This window comes from Burkholderia sp. Bp9015 (assembly GCF_003853505.1).
In the GTDB taxonomy this organism is placed as follows: domain Bacteria; phylum Pseudomonadota; class Gammaproteobacteria; order Burkholderiales; family Burkholderiaceae; genus Burkholderia.
The window spans coordinates 1-16,434 of record NZ_QTPZ01000008.1 but is presented as its reverse complement, the minus strand read 5'-3'; the positions used below and the strand labels follow the sequence as shown (position 1 = coordinate 16,434).

The 16,434-nt window shown below is 69.5% G+C and carries 15 protein-coding genes and 1 pseudogene; 6 read left to right on the top strand and 10 right to left on the bottom strand.

The features are described 5' to 3' along the window. Positions 1-158: 158 nt before the first annotated feature. Genes DIE12_RS10905 through DIE12_RS10890 form a run of 4 tightly spaced genes read right to left on the bottom strand, consistent with a single transcriptional unit; the run spans position 159 to position 3,516 of the window. Complete coding sequence (locus DIE12_RS10905; RefSeq protein ID WP_044843890.1) at positions 159-806, bottom strand: isochorismatase family protein; 648 nt, start codon at positions 804-806, stop codon at positions 159-161. Between the two features lie 19 nt (positions 807-825). After that, positions 826-1,866: a 2,5-dihydroxypyridine 5,6-dioxygenase gene (locus tag DIE12_RS10900; protein WP_124521122.1), complete on the bottom strand. Its 1,041-nt coding sequence runs from the start codon at positions 1,864-1,866 to the stop codon at positions 826-828. A gap of 40 nt (positions 1,867-1,906) precedes the next feature. Further along, on the bottom strand, positions 1,907-2,737 hold the full coding sequence (locus tag DIE12_RS10895; protein ID WP_124488419.1) for an alpha/beta fold hydrolase: 831 nt from the start codon (positions 2,735-2,737) through the stop codon (positions 1,907-1,909). Between the two features lie 26 nt (positions 2,738-2,763). After that, the gene (locus tag DIE12_RS10890; RefSeq protein WP_044843893.1) at positions 2,764-3,516 is read right to left on the bottom strand and encodes an Asp/Glu racemase; all 753 of its coding nucleotides are present in this window, start codon (positions 3,514-3,516) and stop codon (positions 2,764-2,766) included. A gap of 298 nt (positions 3,517-3,814) precedes the next feature. Here DIE12_RS10890 and DIE12_RS10885 point away from each other — a divergent pair, with 298 nt between their 5' ends. The 4 genes from DIE12_RS10885 to DIE12_RS10870 all read left to right on the top strand — a co-directional run bounded on the left by DIE12_RS10885 (position 3,815) and on the right by DIE12_RS10870 (position 8,691). Then, entirely contained in the window at positions 3,815-4,978 is a 1,164-nt protein-coding gene (locus tag DIE12_RS10885) for an FAD-dependent monooxygenase (RefSeq protein ID WP_044843894.1), read from the top strand. Between the two features lie 183 nt (positions 4,979-5,161). Further along, positions 5,162-5,668, top strand: coding sequence for a (2Fe-2S)-binding protein (locus DIE12_RS10880; protein ID WP_044843895.1), 507 nt, complete (start codon positions 5,162-5,164; stop codon positions 5,666-5,668). Further along, positions 5,658-8,117, top strand: a complete 2,460-nt coding sequence (locus DIE12_RS10875) for a c-type cytochrome (RefSeq protein ID WP_124521119.1) — start codon at positions 5,658-5,660, stop codon at positions 8,115-8,117. The genes DIE12_RS10880 and DIE12_RS10875 overlap by 11 nt, the downstream gene beginning before the upstream one ends. Positions 8,118-8,358: 241 nt before the next feature. Further along, positions 8,359-8,691: a hypothetical protein gene (locus DIE12_RS10870; RefSeq protein WP_044843897.1), complete on the top strand. Its 333-nt coding sequence runs from the start codon at positions 8,359-8,361 to the stop codon at positions 8,689-8,691. A gap of 106 nt (positions 8,692-8,797) precedes the next feature. On the opposite strand, the gene mmsB is transcribed toward DIE12_RS10870, so the two are convergent. The 3 genes from mmsB to DIE12_RS10855 form a co-directional block, all read right to left on the bottom strand. Further along, the gene (gene mmsB, locus DIE12_RS10865; protein WP_124521117.1) at positions 8,798-9,688 is read right to left on the bottom strand and encodes a 3-hydroxyisobutyrate dehydrogenase; all 891 of its coding nucleotides are present in this window, start codon (positions 9,686-9,688) and stop codon (positions 8,798-8,800) included. A gap of 16 nt (positions 9,689-9,704) precedes the next feature. After that, positions 9,705-11,231, bottom strand: coding sequence for a CoA-acylating methylmalonate-semialdehyde dehydrogenase (locus tag DIE12_RS10860; protein WP_124521115.1), 1,527 nt, complete (start codon positions 11,229-11,231; stop codon positions 9,705-9,707). A 122-nt stretch (positions 11,232-11,353) separates the two neighbouring features. Beyond that, entirely contained in the window at positions 11,354-12,673 is a 1,320-nt protein-coding gene (locus DIE12_RS10855; protein WP_044843900.1) for an MFS transporter, read from the bottom strand. A gap of 156 nt (positions 12,674-12,829) precedes the next feature. On the opposite strand from DIE12_RS10855, the gene DIE12_RS10850 reads away from it, so the two are divergent. Then, entirely contained in the window at positions 12,830-13,789 is a 960-nt protein-coding gene (locus tag DIE12_RS10850) for a LysR family transcriptional regulator (RefSeq protein ID WP_124521113.1), read from the top strand. A 145-nt stretch (positions 13,790-13,934) separates the two neighbouring features. Here the strand turns inward: DIE12_RS10850 and DIE12_RS10845 are convergent, their stop codons facing one another. After that, entirely contained in the window at positions 13,935-14,843 is a 909-nt protein-coding gene (locus tag DIE12_RS10845) for a hypothetical protein (RefSeq protein WP_124521111.1), read from the bottom strand. Positions 14,844-14,890: 47 nt separating this feature from the next. Further along, entirely contained in the window at positions 14,891-15,613 is a 723-nt protein-coding gene (locus DIE12_RS10840) for a haloacid dehalogenase type II (RefSeq protein ID WP_124488427.1), read from the bottom strand. Positions 15,614-15,934: 321 nt separating this feature from the next. On the opposite strand from DIE12_RS10840, the gene DIE12_RS10835 reads away from it, so the two are divergent. Next, complete coding sequence (locus DIE12_RS10835) at positions 15,935-16,162, top strand: hypothetical protein (RefSeq protein ID WP_124521109.1); 228 nt, start codon at positions 15,935-15,937, stop codon at positions 16,160-16,162. 122 nt (positions 16,163-16,284) lie between these two features. On the opposite strand, the pseudogene DIE12_RS10830 reads toward DIE12_RS10835, so the two are convergent. Continuing rightward, positions 16,285-16,434: pseudogene (locus DIE12_RS10830) on the bottom strand (hydrolase); the annotation flags it as partial.

The following is a 16,434-nucleotide window of genomic DNA, read 5'->3' as shown; positions in this document are numbered from 1 at the left end:
GCTGCCGCGTGCCGCGCACGGGGCGACGGCCCGGGCGTGCGCGATGGCGCACGCGGTCAATCTAGGCCGACAAAAGCGCAGCGTCAATCGCGCGCCGGCGCGGGCACGGCTGCCGTTCGTACCACCCGTGCCGCACTGCCCGCGATCGGCGCGGCGGCTCAGCGTGCGTGCACGGCATCGATCGCCGCGATCGCATCGTCGAGCGGCATCACGGCCGCGTATTTCTGCTGCATGTCGAACAGGTTCGCGTCGTGCGGCGCGATCGCGCGATCGCCGACGCAATCGGCGAGCACGAGCGGGCGGAACCCGTGCGACATCGCGTCGACCACGCTCGCGCGCACGCAGCCGCTCGTCACCGCGCCCGCGACGAGCAGCGTCTGCACCGCGCGCTGCGCGAGCCACGGCGCGAGCTGCGTGCCGAAGAACGCCGACGGCACGGTCTTGCGCACGACGAGTTCGCCGGCGGCGGGCGTGAGTTCGGGCACGATCGCGCTGTTCGGATGGTGCTCGGTCAGCGTCGCCATGCCGGGCACCTTCAGCGAGAACACGTTGTCGTCGCTGCCGTCGTCCGCGTACACGATGCGGCTGTGCGCGACCGGCCAGCCGCGTGCGCGCGCGAGCGCGAGCGCCCGCGTCGTGCGCGCGATCGCCGGCGCGATGTTGCCGCCGCCGAACGTCGCGGGATCGGCGAAGCCGACCACGAAGTCGACGATCAGCAGCCCGATGTTGCCGTGCGGCGGCAGCGGCGTGCCGAAACCCTGCTGGCGGTAGACGTTTGCTTCGGCGTGGCGGGAAAGATCGGTCATGGTGTCGGGCACTCGTCGGTCAGGCGGGTTGATCGGCCACGCGGCCTTCGCGCACGACGGTTTCGCCGTCGAGCTCGACCGTGCAGCGGCGCAGCGGGATGTCGATGTGGCAGGTGGTCGTGCGGGCGCCGCCGCCTTCGTTGTTCGGGCCGAGCGAGAACAGGAAGTTGCCTTCGAACGCGCGCGCATCCATCCCGATCGTCGCCTCGCGGTCGTACAGGCCGAGCGTCGACCAGCGCGCGCGCGGCTGCAGCCCCCAGCCGATGTGCGAGATCGCATAGCCTTCCGGGTCCGCGAAGGTTTCCATGTAGTCGCGCAGCAGGTCGGCATCGACGCCGCCTTCGATGCGCGTCGCATAACCGCCTTCGACGGTCAGCGCGATCGGCTCGCTCACGTAATGTTTCTGCGGCAGCAGGATGTCGCCGCGATCGATCACGATCGTGCCGCGCGCGGTACGGTCGTTCGGGTAGGTCAGCGCGAAGCCGCTCGGCCAGTGGTCCCAGCGGCCCGGCGCGTCGACGAAGCCGTATTCGGCGGTCGGCGGGAAATCGCCGAGCGGGCACGCGAGCGCCGTGCCGGCCGCCGAGGTCACGCGCATCTCGCGCGCGGCGGCGATTTTCTTCGCGGCGCCGAGCACGCGCGTGCGGTCGGCCAGTGTCGGCACCATCCGCACCAGCACTTCGGGCGGCTCGACCGCGAGCAGGATCTTCGTGCCGGATTTCAGGATGTCGTGCTGCTCGGGCGAGAACAGCAGCGTCATCAGGTCGAGCACGAGGTCGCTCTCGCGCAATGCGGCGATCGCGGCGCGGTTGCCGGTCAGCGGCGTCGTGCCGAGATACGCGAGCGGGTCGCGGCTGAACGCCTTCTCGCCGTTCACCGGCGGCAGGTCGAGCCGGTTGACGATCGCGCCCATCGATTGCGTCGCGATCAGCGCGCACGACAGCGTCTGCGGATGAGTGGCCGCGCTCGTCAGGATCGTGACGGTCTGGCCCGGTTCGAGGCGCGACAGCGTGAGCACCTGCTTCCACGCGTCGATCAGTTGATAGTCGCTGACTGGCATCGTCGGCTCCGGTAATGGCGTGAAGGGAAGGGGGGAGAAATCAGGCCGCGAGCGGCGCGCCGAGGAAGTTGCCGAACGCCGCGTAGAAGCCCGCCGCGTTGTCCCACGGGATCATGTGGCCGGCATCGGGCACGCGCACGTGCCGCATCGACGGCGTCGCACGCTGCAGTTCGGCGACGTCGTCGTCGCGCACCACGTCGCCGCGCTCGGCCGTGATCAGCAGCGACGGCACGGCCAGTTGCGCGGCATCCGCGTGGAAGTCGTCGGTGTGGAAACCTTCGTACGACGTGCGCACCGCGCGCTCGTCGCAGGTATGCAGCCACTCGGCGCGCAGTTGCAGCTCGGCGTCGGTCCAGGTCGGGCAGAACGCGCGCATCCCTTCGGCGTCGGTGCCGGCGCGCGCGAGCGCCATCGAGTCGATGTACCACGGCAGCTTGCCCGGATAGTCGCGGCGGTTCGGGCCCGACACCGGCGGATCGACGAGCACGACCGATTCGAGCCCGCGGACGCCGCGCCGCGCCGCGCGCGCGGCGATCCGCGCGCCCATCGAATGGCCGACCAGGCTCGTGCGCGGCAGGCCGAGCGCGGCGACGAACGCCGCGACGTCATCGGCTTGCGCATCGAGGCCGTAGTCGAGCGACGGCGACGCGTCGGACAGCCCGCGGCCGCGCACGTCGAGCACATAGGTGTCGAACGCCGCGCCGAACACCTCGCCGACGAAGCCCCAGGTGATCGCGGGGCTCGTGATGCCGGGAATCAGCACGATCGCGGGGCGCGACGCGCGCGCGCCCGTGGCGCCGCCGTAGCGCAGGTAGTGCTGGCGGATGCCGTTGGCGCGGACGTTCGCGCCGTACAGGAAAGTCGAGGACATGGCGATGCTCCGAAGTAGCGGGGCGCTCAATACGCGCCGGACAGCAGCGCGCCGGCGCCGGGCACGATCGGTTCGAGATCGAGTTCGCGCAGCATCGCGTAGGTCGTCGCGATCGCGGCCGTGATCACGGGCTTGCCCGTCATCGCCTCGACCTTCGCGACGGCCGGCAGCGACGGCATCTGCACGCACGCGGACAGCACGATCGCATCGGCGTCCTGGTACGGCAGCGTCTTCACGATGTCGGGCAGGCGCGCCGGGTCGTGGCGGCCGACGTCGAGGTTGTCGGGGATCTCGAGCGCGCGATACGCGATCACGTCGTAGCCTTCGTTGCGGATGTAGTCGACCACGAGCTCGGTCAGCGGCAGCATGTACGGCGCGACCACCACGATGCGCTTCGCGCCGATCACCTTCAGCGCATCGACGAGCGCGCCCGCGCTCGTCAGCACCGGCGCCTGCGCGCCGTTGTCGGCCGTGTGCTTCGTGAGGCGGGCCTGCGACACGCGGTGATAGCCGTGGCCCATCGCCATGATCGCGACGAGGCACGCGTAGCCGAGCACGTCGACGCGCGCATCGCTCAGTTCCACCGCGCAGCGGTCGGACTCGGCGTCCATCGCCGCGAGTTCTTCCTTGACGACCTTCTTCATCCGCATCCGGCTCGAGTGATACGTGAAGCGCTCGGGCCGGATCGCCTCGCGCAACCGCAGCATCGCGGGAATCTCGGTTTCCATCGTCGTGTTGGAACTCGGCACGATCTGGCCGATGCGGTAGGTCTTGCTCATGACGGGAGGCTCCGTGTCGGTAAGGGTGGGGCGGCACGCTGGCGCGGGATCGCCTGGTTTCGGGGAAAGTCTAGTGTGTACATTTGAAAATGACAATGGGTCAAAATGATTCCTTTCAGGCGTGGATCGTTTATTTTCGGATGTATATGAGGTTTTATTGGTGTTTTCCCGGATGGGACGGCCACCAGAAATAATCCCCTTGTCTTGAATAAATTGAGTGTGTACGCTACATAAACGCCATTCAATCCGCCCGTTCTCGTGCCGCGTCCGGCGCCGGGCTCACGATCAGGAGATCCGCATGAGCAAACCCCGTATCGCAATCATCGGCGCCGGTCTCGGCGGCACGGCCGCCGCGGCGCTGCTGCAGCGCGGCGGCTACGACGTCGCGCTGTACGAGCAGGCGCCGGCGTTCTCGCGCCTCGGCGCGGGCATCCATCTCGGCCCGAACGTGATGAAGATCATGCGGCGCATCGGCTGCGAGGACGCGCTGGAGACGATGGGTTCGCATCCGGATTGCTGGTACAGCCGCGACTGGCAGACGGCCGACGTGCTGTCGCGGATTCCGCTCGGCGACTACGCGCGCAGGACCTACGGCGCGAGCTACCTGACCGTGCATCGCGGCGATTTCCACGCGCTGATGACGCAGGCGGTGACGCCCGGCACGATCCGCTTCGGCAAGCGGCTCGCGGCGGTGGAGGACACGGGTGACGCGGTGCGCCTGACGTTTGCCGACGGCAGCGTCGAGACGGCCGACATCGTGATCGGCGCGGACGGCGTGAACTCGCGGATCCGCGAGCATCTGCTCGGCGCGGAGCCGCCGCGCTATACGGGCTACGTCGCGCATCGCGCGGTGTTCCCGGCCTCGCTGCTCGGCAACAAGCCGTACGACATGTGCGTGAAATGGTGGTCGGAGGATCGCCACATGATGGTCTACTACGTGACGGAGAAGCGCGACGAGTACTACTACGTGACCGGCGTGCCGCAGGCCGAGTGGCCGGAAGGCGTGTCGATGGTCGACAGCAGCCGCGATGAAATGCGCGAGGCGTTCGCCGGCTTCCACGCCGACATCCAGCATCTGATCGACGTGTCGCCGTCGATCACGAAGTGGCCGCTGCTCGAGCGCGACCCGCTGCCGTTGTGGAGCCGCGGCCGTCTCGTGCTGCTCGGCGACGCATGCCATCCGATGAAGCCGCACATGGCGCAGGGCGCGGCGATGGCGATCGAGGATGCGGCGATGCTCGCGCGCTGCCTCGACGAAGTCGGCATCGGCGATTACGCGGGTGCGTTCGCGCTGTACGAGGCGAACCGCGCGGCACGCGCGTCGAAGGTGCAGCTCGTGTCGCACAACAACACGTGGCTGCGCACCAACGAGGATCCGTCGTGGGTGTTCGGCTACGACGTGTTCGACGTGCCGCTGGTGTCGCCGTCGCCGTCGCGCGGCAACGTGGCGGCCGTCGCCTGACGCGCATGCGGTGTCCGCGCCGGATGCCGCGCCGCCGTATCGGTGATCGATGCGGCGGTACGCATTTCGGCGTGTTATACGTGAGCGCTGCGCGCGACGCCGGCCCGTCGCGAGCCGGCGGCCGTGCCCGCTGCCGGCCCCAACACGGCCTGCCGGCCCGCGCCCCGCATTCCGGATCCCTTCATGTCCCATCCCGCTTCCCCGTCGCGGCCGCTCGCGTTTCGCGTGAACGGCACGCCGCACACGTTCGACGCTGCCGCGCCCGACGCGCCGCTGCTGCTGGTCCTGCGCAACGACTGCGCGCTCAACGGCCCGAAGTACGGCTGCGGATTCGGGCAGTGCGGCGCGTGTACGGTGCTGGTCGACGCTCAGGCGACGCGCGCGTGCGTCGTGCCGGCGGCCGCCGCGCATGGGCGCGACGTGACGACGCTCGAAGGGCTCGGCTCGCGCGACGCGCCGCATCCGATCCAGCGCGCGTTCATCGACGAGCAGGCCGCGCAGTGCGGCTATTGCCTGAACGGAATGATCATGAGCACGAAGGCGCTGCTCGACCGTAATCCGTCACCGGACGATGCGGCGATCCGCGACGCGCTGCGCTTCAATCTTTGTCGCTGCGGCACGCATCTGGAGATCATCCGCGCGGTGCATCGGGCCGCGCGCTATCTGCGGGACGACGGCGATGAAGCATGACCTGAGCGTGCCCGCGCAGCCCGAAGCCGATGCGAGCGATGTGCGGCGCGATGAAGCGGCGGCCGGTTCGGCGCGGCGTGCGGACGACGCGGCGCGCATGCACCGCGCACACTACGAATGGCCGATCGGCGATGCGCGTGCGCACGCGTCGTTCGAGCTCGAAACGCGGACCGCTGCCGATGGGCGGATGACGACGTGGCGCTATCGCGCGAAGGCCGGCACGACACCGGATGCGCGGCGCGCGGCGGCGCAGGGCGGGGCATCGGCTCGGTCGTCGCCGTTCGTCTATCGACATGCGCAGACGTCGATCGAGATGGCCGACATCCACCACGCGATTCCCGGCCACGCGCACGCATTCGCGCGCGAGTCGTTCGTCGACGAACTGGCCGGTGCGCTGCGGCGCGATCCGGTCGCATTGCGCCTGCAGCATCTCGATGCGTCGCGCGATGCCGGGCCGCGCGAGATCATCCGGATGGTCAGCGAACGCGCGGCGTGGGGCGAACCGGCCACGGGCCGTGCCCATACAGCGGCGCAGGACCGCCTCAGTGGGCGCGGCTTTGCATTCGATGGTGCGGGCGTGCTCGAGGCGCCGTCCGCAGGCGAAAACCCGCACGCGGACGCGGGCCGCGACAACGGCCGCGACAGCGATCCGCACTGGTCCGCCTGGGTCGTCGATCTAGACGTCGATCGCGCGACGGGTGACGTCGCGGTGCGCCGCGTCGTCGCCGGGCAGGGCGCGGGCGAGCCCGGGCAGGCGTCGATGGCGGGCTTGCCCGCGTGGCAGATCGAAGCGGCGATTTCGCGCGTGATGGGCGCGCGGCTGTCCGCACGGCCGGCGCATGACGAGACCGGCGGCGATGTCGCGCCGGATGCGATCGCACATGAACTCGTCGCGTTCGACGACGCAGAGCCGGGAGTCGGTCGCGCCCGGTCGCTGTCGACATACGACGCGCAACGGATCGAACAGGCGGTGGCGCCGGCGGCGGCCGCGATCGCGAACGCGCTGCATGACGCGACGGGCGTGCGTTTTCGCGCGCCGCCGTTCGACGCCGCGCGGATTCGCGACGCGCTGGCCCGGCCGGAGCCGGCCGATGTCGGCGAGCGCCGTTCCGGCGCGCCGCGCCGCGCGTCATCGCGCTGGCGCCGCTGGCTGGCCGGTGGCGGCGCGGGCGGGGTCGTCGGCGGGCTGATCGGGCTGGCCTGCGCGATCCTGCCGGGCCCGGCGCCGATCGCCCTGGTCGCACCCGGCGGCGCGGACGGCACGATGTGGAGCGCGGCGACGCTCGAACGCGGCCGCCTGATCGCGCTCGCCGGCGATTGCGCGGTCTGCCATACCGCGCCGGGCGGCGCGGCCAATGCGGGCGGTCTCGCGCTCGACACGCCGTTCGGCACGATCTACACGACCAACATCACGCCCGATCCGGAAACCGGCATCGGCGCATGGTCGTATCCGGCGTTCGCGCGCGCGATGCGCGAAGGCATCGGGCGCGACGGCTCGCATTTGTATCCGGCGTTTCCGTACACCGCGTTCGCGAAGCTGAGCGAGCCCGACCTGCTCGCGCTGTATGCATACCTGATGTCGCAGCCGCCGGTGAAGCATGCGCCGCCGAAGACGAAGCTGCCGTTCCCGCTCGACCAGCGGCGCCTCGTCGCCGGATGGAACTGGCTGTTTCACGACGCGCGGGCGTTCGTGCCGGATCCGGCGCGCTCCGCGTCGTGGAATCGCGGCAAGTATCTGGTCGACGGCGCCGGGCACTGCGGCGCGTGCCATACGCCGCGCAACGCGCTCGGCGCGGAACGGGGCGGCCGCGCATATCTGGCCGGCGGCGAGGCCGAGGGATGGGTCGCGCCGCCGCTCGTCGCGTCGCCGGCGTCGCCGGTGCCGTGGACCGAAGGCGCGCTGTTCGACTACCTGCGCACGGGCTTCTCCGCGCAGCACGGCGTCGCGGCCGGGCCGATGGCGCCGGTCGTCGCGGGGCTCGCGGCGCTGCCCGAATCGGACGTCCGGGCGATCGCGCATTATCTGGCGTCGCTGTCGCCGCCCGTCGATGCCGCGGTGGCCGTCGACGCGGCGACCCGCCATGCACGCGGTGCGGAAGCGGTCGCGACGCTCGGCCTCGAGAGCGGCCGGCGCGCGTTCGATGCCGCGTGCGCGGTCTGTCACGCGGAGACGGGCGGGGTCGGGCATTTCGGCGTGCGTCCGCTGATGGGGCTCAACACGAGCGTCAGCCAGGCTGCGCCCGACAACCTGCTGCGCGTGCTGCACGACGGGATCGACCATCCAGCCACCGACGGGCTCGGCTACATGCCCGGCTTCCGCGACGCGTTCGACGACCGGCAGATGGCCGAGCTCGCCGCATACATCCGCGCGCGCTATGCGCCCGGCCAACCGGCGTGGCGAAGCCTGGAGGAGGCTTCGGCGAGAATCCGGCAGGCGCGTGCGCACTGACCGGCGCGCCGGCCGATGCCGGTCGCCGGGCAGAAACCGTGCGTCGGCCGAGAAGCCGGGAAAAGCGACACGCTGCGCAACGACGGGCGTGACGCGGGCCGCAAATCTTGCCGGCAGCACCCCATCGTTTAACCATTCGAAACAATGTGTTCACTGAAAAGGGCATGATCTCCGGCGATCGGGTAGGCATACTGTCGACTATGTTGCTCAATGCCGTCGAATCGACGCGCGCTTGCCCCCCATGTCCATTGCTCTATCTTTTCGATCCCTGCGAGGGTTGACCATCGCGGCCGTTGCATGCTTGCTCGCCGCATGTTCGACCGCTTCCGACGTGACCACGACGTCGAATCCGAACGTCTTCACCGTGACGACGCGCACGCTCGGCGTGTCGACGACGTGGGCCGACGCCCATGCGAAAGCTGTCGACGAAGCGACCAACTACTGCACGCAGCGCGGCATGCGCGCGAGCCTGAAGCAGGAGTCGGTGACCGGCGGCCGCCGCGTCGACGCGCGCTCCGAACTCGCGTTCGAGTGCCATCCGACCTTCGAGACCGCGTCGAACCCGCGCGGATAAGCGCCGCGCCGCCCGCGCGGCCGTAACCTCCGCACTGCTCCGGATGTGAACCGACCCGCGATGCCGTTGACGGGCAGCGCGGGCCGTCGCACGTCCGCCGGCCGCGTTACGCGGGCTGCGCCTCGTACAGCTTCACGCACGCGGAGAAGTCGAGCGTGCCGAGCCCGTGCTGGCTCATCGACTGATAGAGCTGCTGCGCGAGCGCGCCCATCCACACCGGCTGCCGTGCGCTGCGCGCGGCTTCGGTCGCCAGCCCGAGATCCTTCAGCATCAGGTTCGCGGCGAAACCGCCCGAGTAGCCGCGTGCGGCGGGTGCCGCGTCGTTCACGCCCGGATACGGGTTGTAGCTGTCCGAACTCCAGCAGCGGCCGGTCGACGTGTTGATGATGCCGGCCAGCACGGCCGGATCGATGCCGAGCGCGGCGCCGAGCGCCATCGCTTCGGCCACGCCCATCATCGAGATGCCGAGCAGCAGGTTGTTGCAGATCTTCGCGATCTGCCCGGTGCCCGTGCCGCCGCAATGCACGACGTTCTTCCCCATGTCGAGCAGTACCGGGCGGATGCGCTCGAACAGCGCGCCTTGCGCGCCGACCATGAAGGTCAGCGTGCCGGCCTGCGCGCCGCCGGTGCCGCCCGACACCGGCGCGTCGGCGAACGGGAAGTCGCGCTGCGCGGCGGCGTCGGCCACCGCGCGCACGGTGCCCGGATCGATCGTGCTGCAGTCGACCAACGTCGCGCCGGCACGCGCGCCGGCCAGCACGCCGTCGTCGCCGAGGTAGACCGCGCGCACGTGCTGCGCGGCCGGCAGCATCGTGATCACCAGCGACGCGCGGGCGGCCGCGTCACGCGGCGACGCGGCCGCCGTCGCGCCCGCGCGCACCGCCGCGTCGACCGCGTTCGCGTCGAGGTCGAACACCGTCAGCGCGTGGCCGGCCTTGAGCAGGTTGGCGGCCATCGGGCCGCCCATGTTGCCGAGTCCGATGAATGCGATTTCCATGTGCAGGCTTCCTTGATCAGCGCAGCGCGATCGTCGTGTTCACGCCGCCGGTCGTCGCGTCGTCGTCGAACCAGCGCGCGGTGACCGTCTTCGTCTGCGTGTAGAACTGCACGACCTGCTTGCCGTACGGGCCGAGATCGCCGAGCTTCGAGCCGCGCGAGCCGGTGAAGCTGAAGTAGGGGACCGGCACCGGGATCGGGATGTTGATGCCGACCTGGCCGATGTCGATCTCGCTCTGGAACTTGCGCGCGGCCGCGCCGCTCTGCGTGAACAGGCCGACGCCGTTGCCCATCGGGTTGCGGTTGACCAGCGCGATCGCGTCGTCGAGCGTGTCGGCTTCGAGCACGACCACCACCGGCCCGAAGATTTCTTCCTGATAGATCGACATGTCGGTCGTCACGTTCGAGAAGATCGTCGGGCCGACGAAGTTGCCCTGCTCGTAGCCGGGCACCTTCACGTCGCGGCCGTCGAGCAGCAGCGTCGCGCCTTCCTTCACGCCCGCGTCGATCAGCGACAGGATGCGGGCCTTCGCCGCCTTCGACACGACCGGACCGACGTCCGTGCCGGCTTCGGCGCCGGCGTTGACCTTCAGCGCCTTCGCCTTCTCGACCAGCTCGGGCAGCCAGTCGCGCGCCTGGCCGACCAGCACGACGACCGACGTCGCCATGCAGCGCTGGCCGGCCGCGCCGAAGCCTGCGCCGACCAGCGCGTTGATCGACTGCTCGCGGTGCGCATCGGGCAGCACGACCGCGTGGTTCTTCGCGCCCATCATCGACTGCACGCGCTTGCCGTGCTGGCTGCCGAGGTTGTACACGTGCGTGCCGACGCGCGTCGAGCCGACGAACGAGATCGCCTTGATGTCCGGGTGCGTGCACAGACGGTCGACCGCGGTCTTGCCGCCGTGCACGACGTTCAGCACGCCCTGCGGCACGCCGGCCTCGATCGCGAGTTCGACGAGCTGCATCGTCGACAGCGGATCCTGTTCGGACGGTTTCAGCACGAACGTGTTGCCGCACACGATCGCCATCGGGAACATCCACAGCGGGATCATGCCGGGGAAGTTGAACGGCGTGATGCCCGCGCACACGCCGATCGGCTGGCGCAGCGTGTAGGTGTCGACGCCGCCCGCGACGTTCTCCGCGAATTCGCCTTGCTGCAGCGTGCCGATCGAGCACGCATGCTCGACCACTTCAAGGCCGCGGAAGATGTCGCCCTGTGCGTCGGGCAGCGTCTTGCCCTGCTCGGCCGTCAGCGTGTGCGCGATCCGTTCGAGATTGCGGCGCACCAGGTCCTGGAACTTCAGCATGATGCGCAGCCGCGCGCCGATCGGCGTCGTCTTCCAGGTCTGGAACGCGCGTTGCGCGGACGCGATCGCGGCATCGACCTCGTCGAGCGTCGCGTACGGCACGCGGCCGATCACTTCCTGCGTCGCGGGGTTGACGATGTCGCCCCATTCGGCGCTTTGCGATTCGACGAACGCGCCGTCGATCAGCAGCTTGGCGGTGGGCAGGGCGAGGGTGGTCTGGGGAACTGCGGCGTTCATGGAACTCTCCGGGAAACGGTGATGCGAAGAAAACACGTGGGCTGCGTCCGTCGCGCGTGCGGCCACGGCGGACGGCAGGTCGAACTGAAATCGGGGCGATGCGGATCGCTGCGGGCCGATGCTTACGCACGCGCCGGACGCATCAACGCGGTACACGCGAGCGCGAACACGCCGAAGCCGACGAGGTACGCGATCACGTAGTGCGGCTGGCCGCCGCCGGCCTTGAGCAGCGACGTCGCGATCATCGGCGCGAAGCCGCCGCCGATCACGCCGGCGAGCTGCACCGACAGCGAGATGCCGCTGTAGCGGATTTCCGCCGGGAACTGCTGCGCGAACAGCAGCGACTCCGGCGCATACAGGATCGGGAACACGATGCCGAGGCCGAGCACGATCGCCCACCATGCGGTCGACGTCTGCTGCGTGCCGAGCATCAGGAAGAACGGCGCCGCGAACAGGCACATCAGCACGAGGCCGATCGCGAACATCCGGCGCTGGCCGATGCGGTCGCTGAGATGCCCGCACAGCGGCATCGTGACGAGCGACAACGCCGCGCCGGCCGTGATCGCGTGCAGCATCTCGGCCTTCGGCAGATGCAGCTGCTGCGTCGCATACGCGAGCGCGAACGTGACGACCATGTAGAACCAGGTGTTCTCCGCGGCGCGTGCGCCGACGATCGTCAGCACCTCGCGCGGATGGCGGCGCAGCGCGGCCGTCACCGGCGACTTCTCGGCCTTGCCCTGGCGCTGCATCTTCTCGAAGTCCGGCGACTCGGGCACCTTCGCGCGGATGAACCAGCCGAGGCCGACCAGCGCGATGCTCGCGAGGAACGGCACGCGCCAGCCCCACGACAGCATGTCGGCTTCCGGCAGCGCGGCCACCGCGGCCATCGCGACCGACGACAGGATCAGCCCGAGCCCGACGCCCGTCTGCGGCAGGCTGCCGAACAGCCCCTTGCGGCCCTTCGGCGCGTGCTCGACGGCCATCAGCACCGCGCCGCCCCATTCGCCGCCGACCGCCATCCCCTGCAGGAAGCGCATCGCGATCAGCAGCGCGGCGGCCCAGTAGCCGATGCGGTCGTACGACGGGATCAGCCCGATGATCATGCTCGGCACGCCCATCAGCAGCAGCGTGATCATCAGCATCGACTTGCGGCCGATGCGGTCGCCGAAGTGGCCGAACACGATGCCGCCCATCGGCCGGCCGATGAAGCCGACCGCGAACGTGCCGAACGCGGCGAGCGTGCCGACGACGGGGTCCAGCGACGGGAAGAAGATGCGGTTGAACACGAGCGCGGCGGCCGTGCCGTAGAGGAAGAAGTCGTACCACTCGATCGTGGTGCCGGCCATGCTGGCCCAGCCGGCCAGCAGGTAGTGCCGCGCGGTGCGGGCGGGCGCCGGCGTCGCGATGGCTGCATGCTCATCGAGGGTGGATCGCGTCTGCATGGTGTCTCCGTATTTATTGCCCGCGGCTCATGGTCCGCAGGTCACGGTCGAGTATAGTTATGCGCGGATCCATGATGTACCGACAAGAAAGCCGGTTGGATGTGCATTTATGCATATCGGCACCCGGCCCCGAGACACCTGCTTTTTTTCCCGCCGATGCGACACGCCACCGAGCCGGTTTCCGGCAACCTGAACTGGGACGACCTGCGCTTCTTCCTCGAAGTCGCCCGCACGCAGCGCGCGAGCGGGGCCGCGAAGCGGCTCGGGGTCGACTACACGACCGTCGCGCGGCGCATTCGCGCACTCGAGGCCGCGATGGGTACGCTTTTGTTCGACAAGTCGCGCTCGGGCGGCTTCACGCTGACCGCCGAGGGGCAGCGGCTCGTCGCGTATGCGGACGCGATGGAGACGACCGTGCAGTCCGCGTGCGACCAGGTCGCGAACACCGGCGAGGCGCTGTCGGGCCACGTGCGGATCGGGTCGACCGAAGGGTTCGGCTGCTTTTTCCTCGCGCCGCAGCTCGCGCGGTTTCGCGTCGCGCACCCGCATGTGACGGTCGACCTGCTGCCGGTCCCGCATTTCGTCAACCTGCCGAAGCGCGAGGCCGACCTCGCGATCACGCTCGAGCGGCCCGAACGCGGGCCTTACGTGGTCACGAAGCTGTGCGACTACCAGTTGCGGCTCTATGCGACGCGCGACTATCTGGCGAGTCATCCGCCGATCGCCTGCACCGACGATCTCGCGCGGCATGCGTTCATCAGTTACGTCGACGATCTCGCGTTCAGCAGCGAACTGCTGTACCTGGAGCGCGCGGTGCCCGGCGCGACGGCCGGGCTACGCACGACGAGCGTGATCGCGCAGGTGTTCGCGGCGCTGCAGGGCGGCGCGCTCGCGATCCTGCCGTGCTTCATGGCGGCCACGCAGCCGGCGCTGGTGCCGGTGCTGCCGGACGACGTGGTGGTCACGCGGTGCTTCTGGCTGACGTGTCGCGAGGATCTGCGCAAGCTGCGGCGCGTGACGGCGCTGTGGGATTACCTGCGCGCGGCGGCGGACGCGAACCGGGCGTTGTTGATGGGGGAGTCGGAGCGGCTCCGGTTCGTCGGGGATCCGGAATAGCGGGGCTGGAGGCGGCGGTGATTTGCGCAGCGGGCGGGTCGGGGTTCACGCGGTTCCAGGTGCACCGCGTTGCGGCACACCCGCGGCGGCGTCACGCGAGCGCGGCGAAGGGGCCGCCGCCAGGCAGCCGGCCGCCTGGGCGTGCCTAGGCGTAATAGATTCGCCCGACGTCCGTGTCGCGTAATCGCCCGGTGCGTTCGGCGTCGTCGAGCGCATCGCCGAAATCGCGCGTGCACAGGTCCGGTCGGCCCAATGCAGTGAGGATGCGCGACACGCGCCACGCGGGCAGCCAGTCCGCCCATGCAAGGCGCACGCCGATGAGCAGTGCCAGCATGACGCCCAATGCGAACGGTCCGCCGAGCAGCGTGAGAACGACGAGCGTCGGATCGGAAAATCCGCTGTCGCTGGTCCAGATGCCCAGCAGCATGAGCGGGATCAGGAAACAGGTCATGCCGATGAACATCCATTTCCACGCAAGCCAGAGCGTATGCGTCAGCCCGGCCAACCCGGTGTCGCCGCACGTGTGATCCATGACCATGTGGCGGCGGTCCGGAGACGACAGCGCAAGCAGGCGGCCTCGGCGATCGACCACGGCAACGACGTCGTCGCCGACGTCGAAGCACTGTCCGCCGAGGAAGCCGCGGTACGTGTCACCGCCGATTTCGATTTCGACCGGGAGCTTCGCGAACAGGATCCTGCCGTTTTTCCCGACGGTGACGTAGGCGTTTTCCGATGCAAAGGTCTTGCTGCCGCGGATATTCGCATACGACCATGTCGCCGGATGCTCGACCTTGTCGGCCGCGGCGTTCAAGCTGGCCAGGGCGAGGTCTTCGTCGGCTTGCTGAACCACCAGCGCATTGGCGGCGGCACCGTTGCCGGTGAGCGCCGCGGCAATCGGCACCACGTAGTGCGTGAACCGGTAGCCGAGCGATTTCTTCCGGGCTTCGGGATCGACGGGCGGCATCTGATGGCGCGCAGCGTCCTCCCGATCGGGACGCTCCAGAAAGCGCATCGCGGTGAGCTTGCCTGCTACCAGACGCAGGGATGACGACATAGGCCGGGGCTGAATGTGGTCGGAGTGCGGAGTCTAGCAGCCGGCACTCAACCCGGACAACCGAGCCGATCCGCGAGTTCGTTCAGGTCCTTGACGTCGAAGTCCCACGCGTCGTCGGCTTTCAGGTCGGTCGTCTGGTTCGGCCCGTGTTCGGTCGGCCGCAGCACGAACGCGGTGGCGAGCCCGAGTCGCCGCGCGGCGGCCAGATCGCCATTGTGCGCGGCAACCAGGCACAGCTCGGCCGGCTCGAGACCGAGGATCTCGACCGCTTCGGTATAGACCCTCGGCGACGGCTTGTACGCGTGCGCGACTTCGGCGCCGAGAATCGCGTCCCACGGCAGGCCGCCGTGCTTCGCGACGTCGACCATCAGCCGGATGTTGCCGTTCGACAGCGGCGCGATCACGTAGCGCCGCTTCAGCCGCTGCAGCGCCGAGACGGAGTCGGGCCACGGATCGAGCCGGTGCCACGCGAGGTTGAGCGCGTCGATCTCCGAGTCGGGCACGCCGTCGATACCATAGCGGTCGAGCGTGCGCACCAGGTTCTCGCGGTGCAGCACGTCGAGCCGCACGTAGCGCCTGCGCCCGCTGCGGATTTCCTCCATCGACGGCGCATATTCGCGGCGCCACGTATCGGCGAATTCGAACGGATCGCGATCCGGCGCGTGGCGCGCCAGGAACGTGGCGGCTTCGCGCGCGACGCCGTTTCTCCAGTCGACGATCGTTCCGAACACGTCGAAAACGAGCGCCTTGATGTCTGCAGGGTTCGTCATGGGATTTTCGTGAAGGTCGGTCGAGGGGGACGCGACGCGCGCCGTGGCGGCAGCGTGCGACGCCGGTTCGAATGACATTGAATCACGTATCCGCGAACACGGCTGGCGGCGTCGCGGCGATGGCGGCGCGCGGTGCGGCATCGAGGGTGCGTGAGAGTGCATGAGGGCGAGGCGGAGCTGGGAAAACCGGTATCGCACGGCCCGTCACGGGCCTTCGGCCATGACCTTCGGCACATTCCTGCCCGCGTGCGCGGCGCCTACGCTGGGCAGGTCGCCGGCGCGTGCCGGCGGCGTTCCCCAACCAACCGACAAGGACATGCCATGCCGACCATTTCAGTCTACGGGTTCAATTCGGACAGCGGCCCGAGCGCGTTCGGCGCGCAAGCCACGCGCGACAACCTCAACGAGGACCATCCGACGTGGGCCGTGACGCTGGCCTACACCGCGAGCACCACGACGGCCGTCTTCACGTCGACCACGGCGTCCGACGCGGATCTCAGGGCCGCGCTGGAGGCGGCGTATCCGCCGGCAAGCTACCACGTGGTTTAGGTATCGCGGGTGCCCGCCCGGGCCGGCCCGGGCGGGGTAGTTCATGTGGCGCAACGCGCGCCGGCGGCTGCGACGCGGGCCGGGTTCGCGCCGCGAGCGCGGCGCTTGCGGACGTGCGGCAATCAGCTCTTGTCGTACGAGAACTGGATGCCCGCGGTGCCGCCGGTTTCGATGAACAGGTTGATGAACGCGGGGACGGTTGCGCTGCGCGCCCAGTCGCGCTGCAGTTCGCAGAACAGCTGCGCGACGCTGATCATCTGGCCGCCGGCCTG

Bases quoted from the DNA above. Each gene is read 5' to 3' on its own strand.
- DIE12_RS10905 (WP_044843890.1), bottom strand. From the start codon at position 806: ATGACCGATCTTTCCCGCCACGCCGAAGCAAACGTCTACCGCCAGCAG.
- DIE12_RS10900 (WP_124521122.1), bottom strand. From the start codon at position 1,866: ATGCCAGTCAGCGACTATCAACTGATCGACGCGTGGAAGCAGGTGCTC.
- DIE12_RS10895 (WP_124488419.1), bottom strand. From the start codon at position 2,737: ATGTCCTCGACTTTCCTGTACGGCGCGAACGTCCGCGCCAACGGCATC.
- DIE12_RS10890 (WP_044843893.1), bottom strand. From the start codon at position 3,516: ATGAGCAAGACCTACCGCATCGGCCAGATCGTGCCGAGTTCCAACACG.
- DIE12_RS10885 (WP_044843894.1), top strand. From the start codon at position 3,815: ATGAGCAAACCCCGTATCGCAATCATCGGCGCCGGTCTCGGCGGCACG.
- DIE12_RS10880 (WP_044843895.1), top strand. From the start codon at position 5,162: ATGTCCCATCCCGCTTCCCCGTCGCGGCCGCTCGCGTTTCGCGTGAAC.
- DIE12_RS10875 (WP_124521119.1), top strand. From the start codon at position 5,658: ATGAAGCATGACCTGAGCGTGCCCGCGCAGCCCGAAGCCGATGCGAGC.
- DIE12_RS10870 (WP_044843897.1), top strand. From the start codon at position 8,359: ATGTCCATTGCTCTATCTTTTCGATCCCTGCGAGGGTTGACCATCGCG.
- mmsB (WP_124521117.1), bottom strand. From the start codon at position 9,688: ATGGAAATCGCATTCATCGGACTCGGCAACATGGGCGGCCCGATGGCC.
- DIE12_RS10860 (WP_124521115.1), bottom strand. From the start codon at position 11,231: ATGAACGCCGCAGTTCCCCAGACCACCCTCGCCCTGCCCACCGCCAAG.
- DIE12_RS10855 (WP_044843900.1), bottom strand. From the start codon at position 12,673: ATGCAGACGCGATCCACCCTCGATGAGCATGCAGCCATCGCGACGCCG.
- DIE12_RS10850 (WP_124521113.1), top strand. From the start codon at position 12,830: ATGCGACACGCCACCGAGCCGGTTTCCGGCAACCTGAACTGGGACGAC.
- DIE12_RS10845 (WP_124521111.1), bottom strand. From the start codon at position 14,843: ATGTCGTCATCCCTGCGTCTGGTAGCAGGCAAGCTCACCGCGATGCGC.
- DIE12_RS10840 (WP_124488427.1), bottom strand. From the start codon at position 15,613: ATGACGAACCCTGCAGACATCAAGGCGCTCGTTTTCGACGTGTTCGGA.
- DIE12_RS10835 (WP_124521109.1), top strand. From the start codon at position 15,935: ATGCCGACCATTTCAGTCTACGGGTTCAATTCGGACAGCGGCCCGAGC.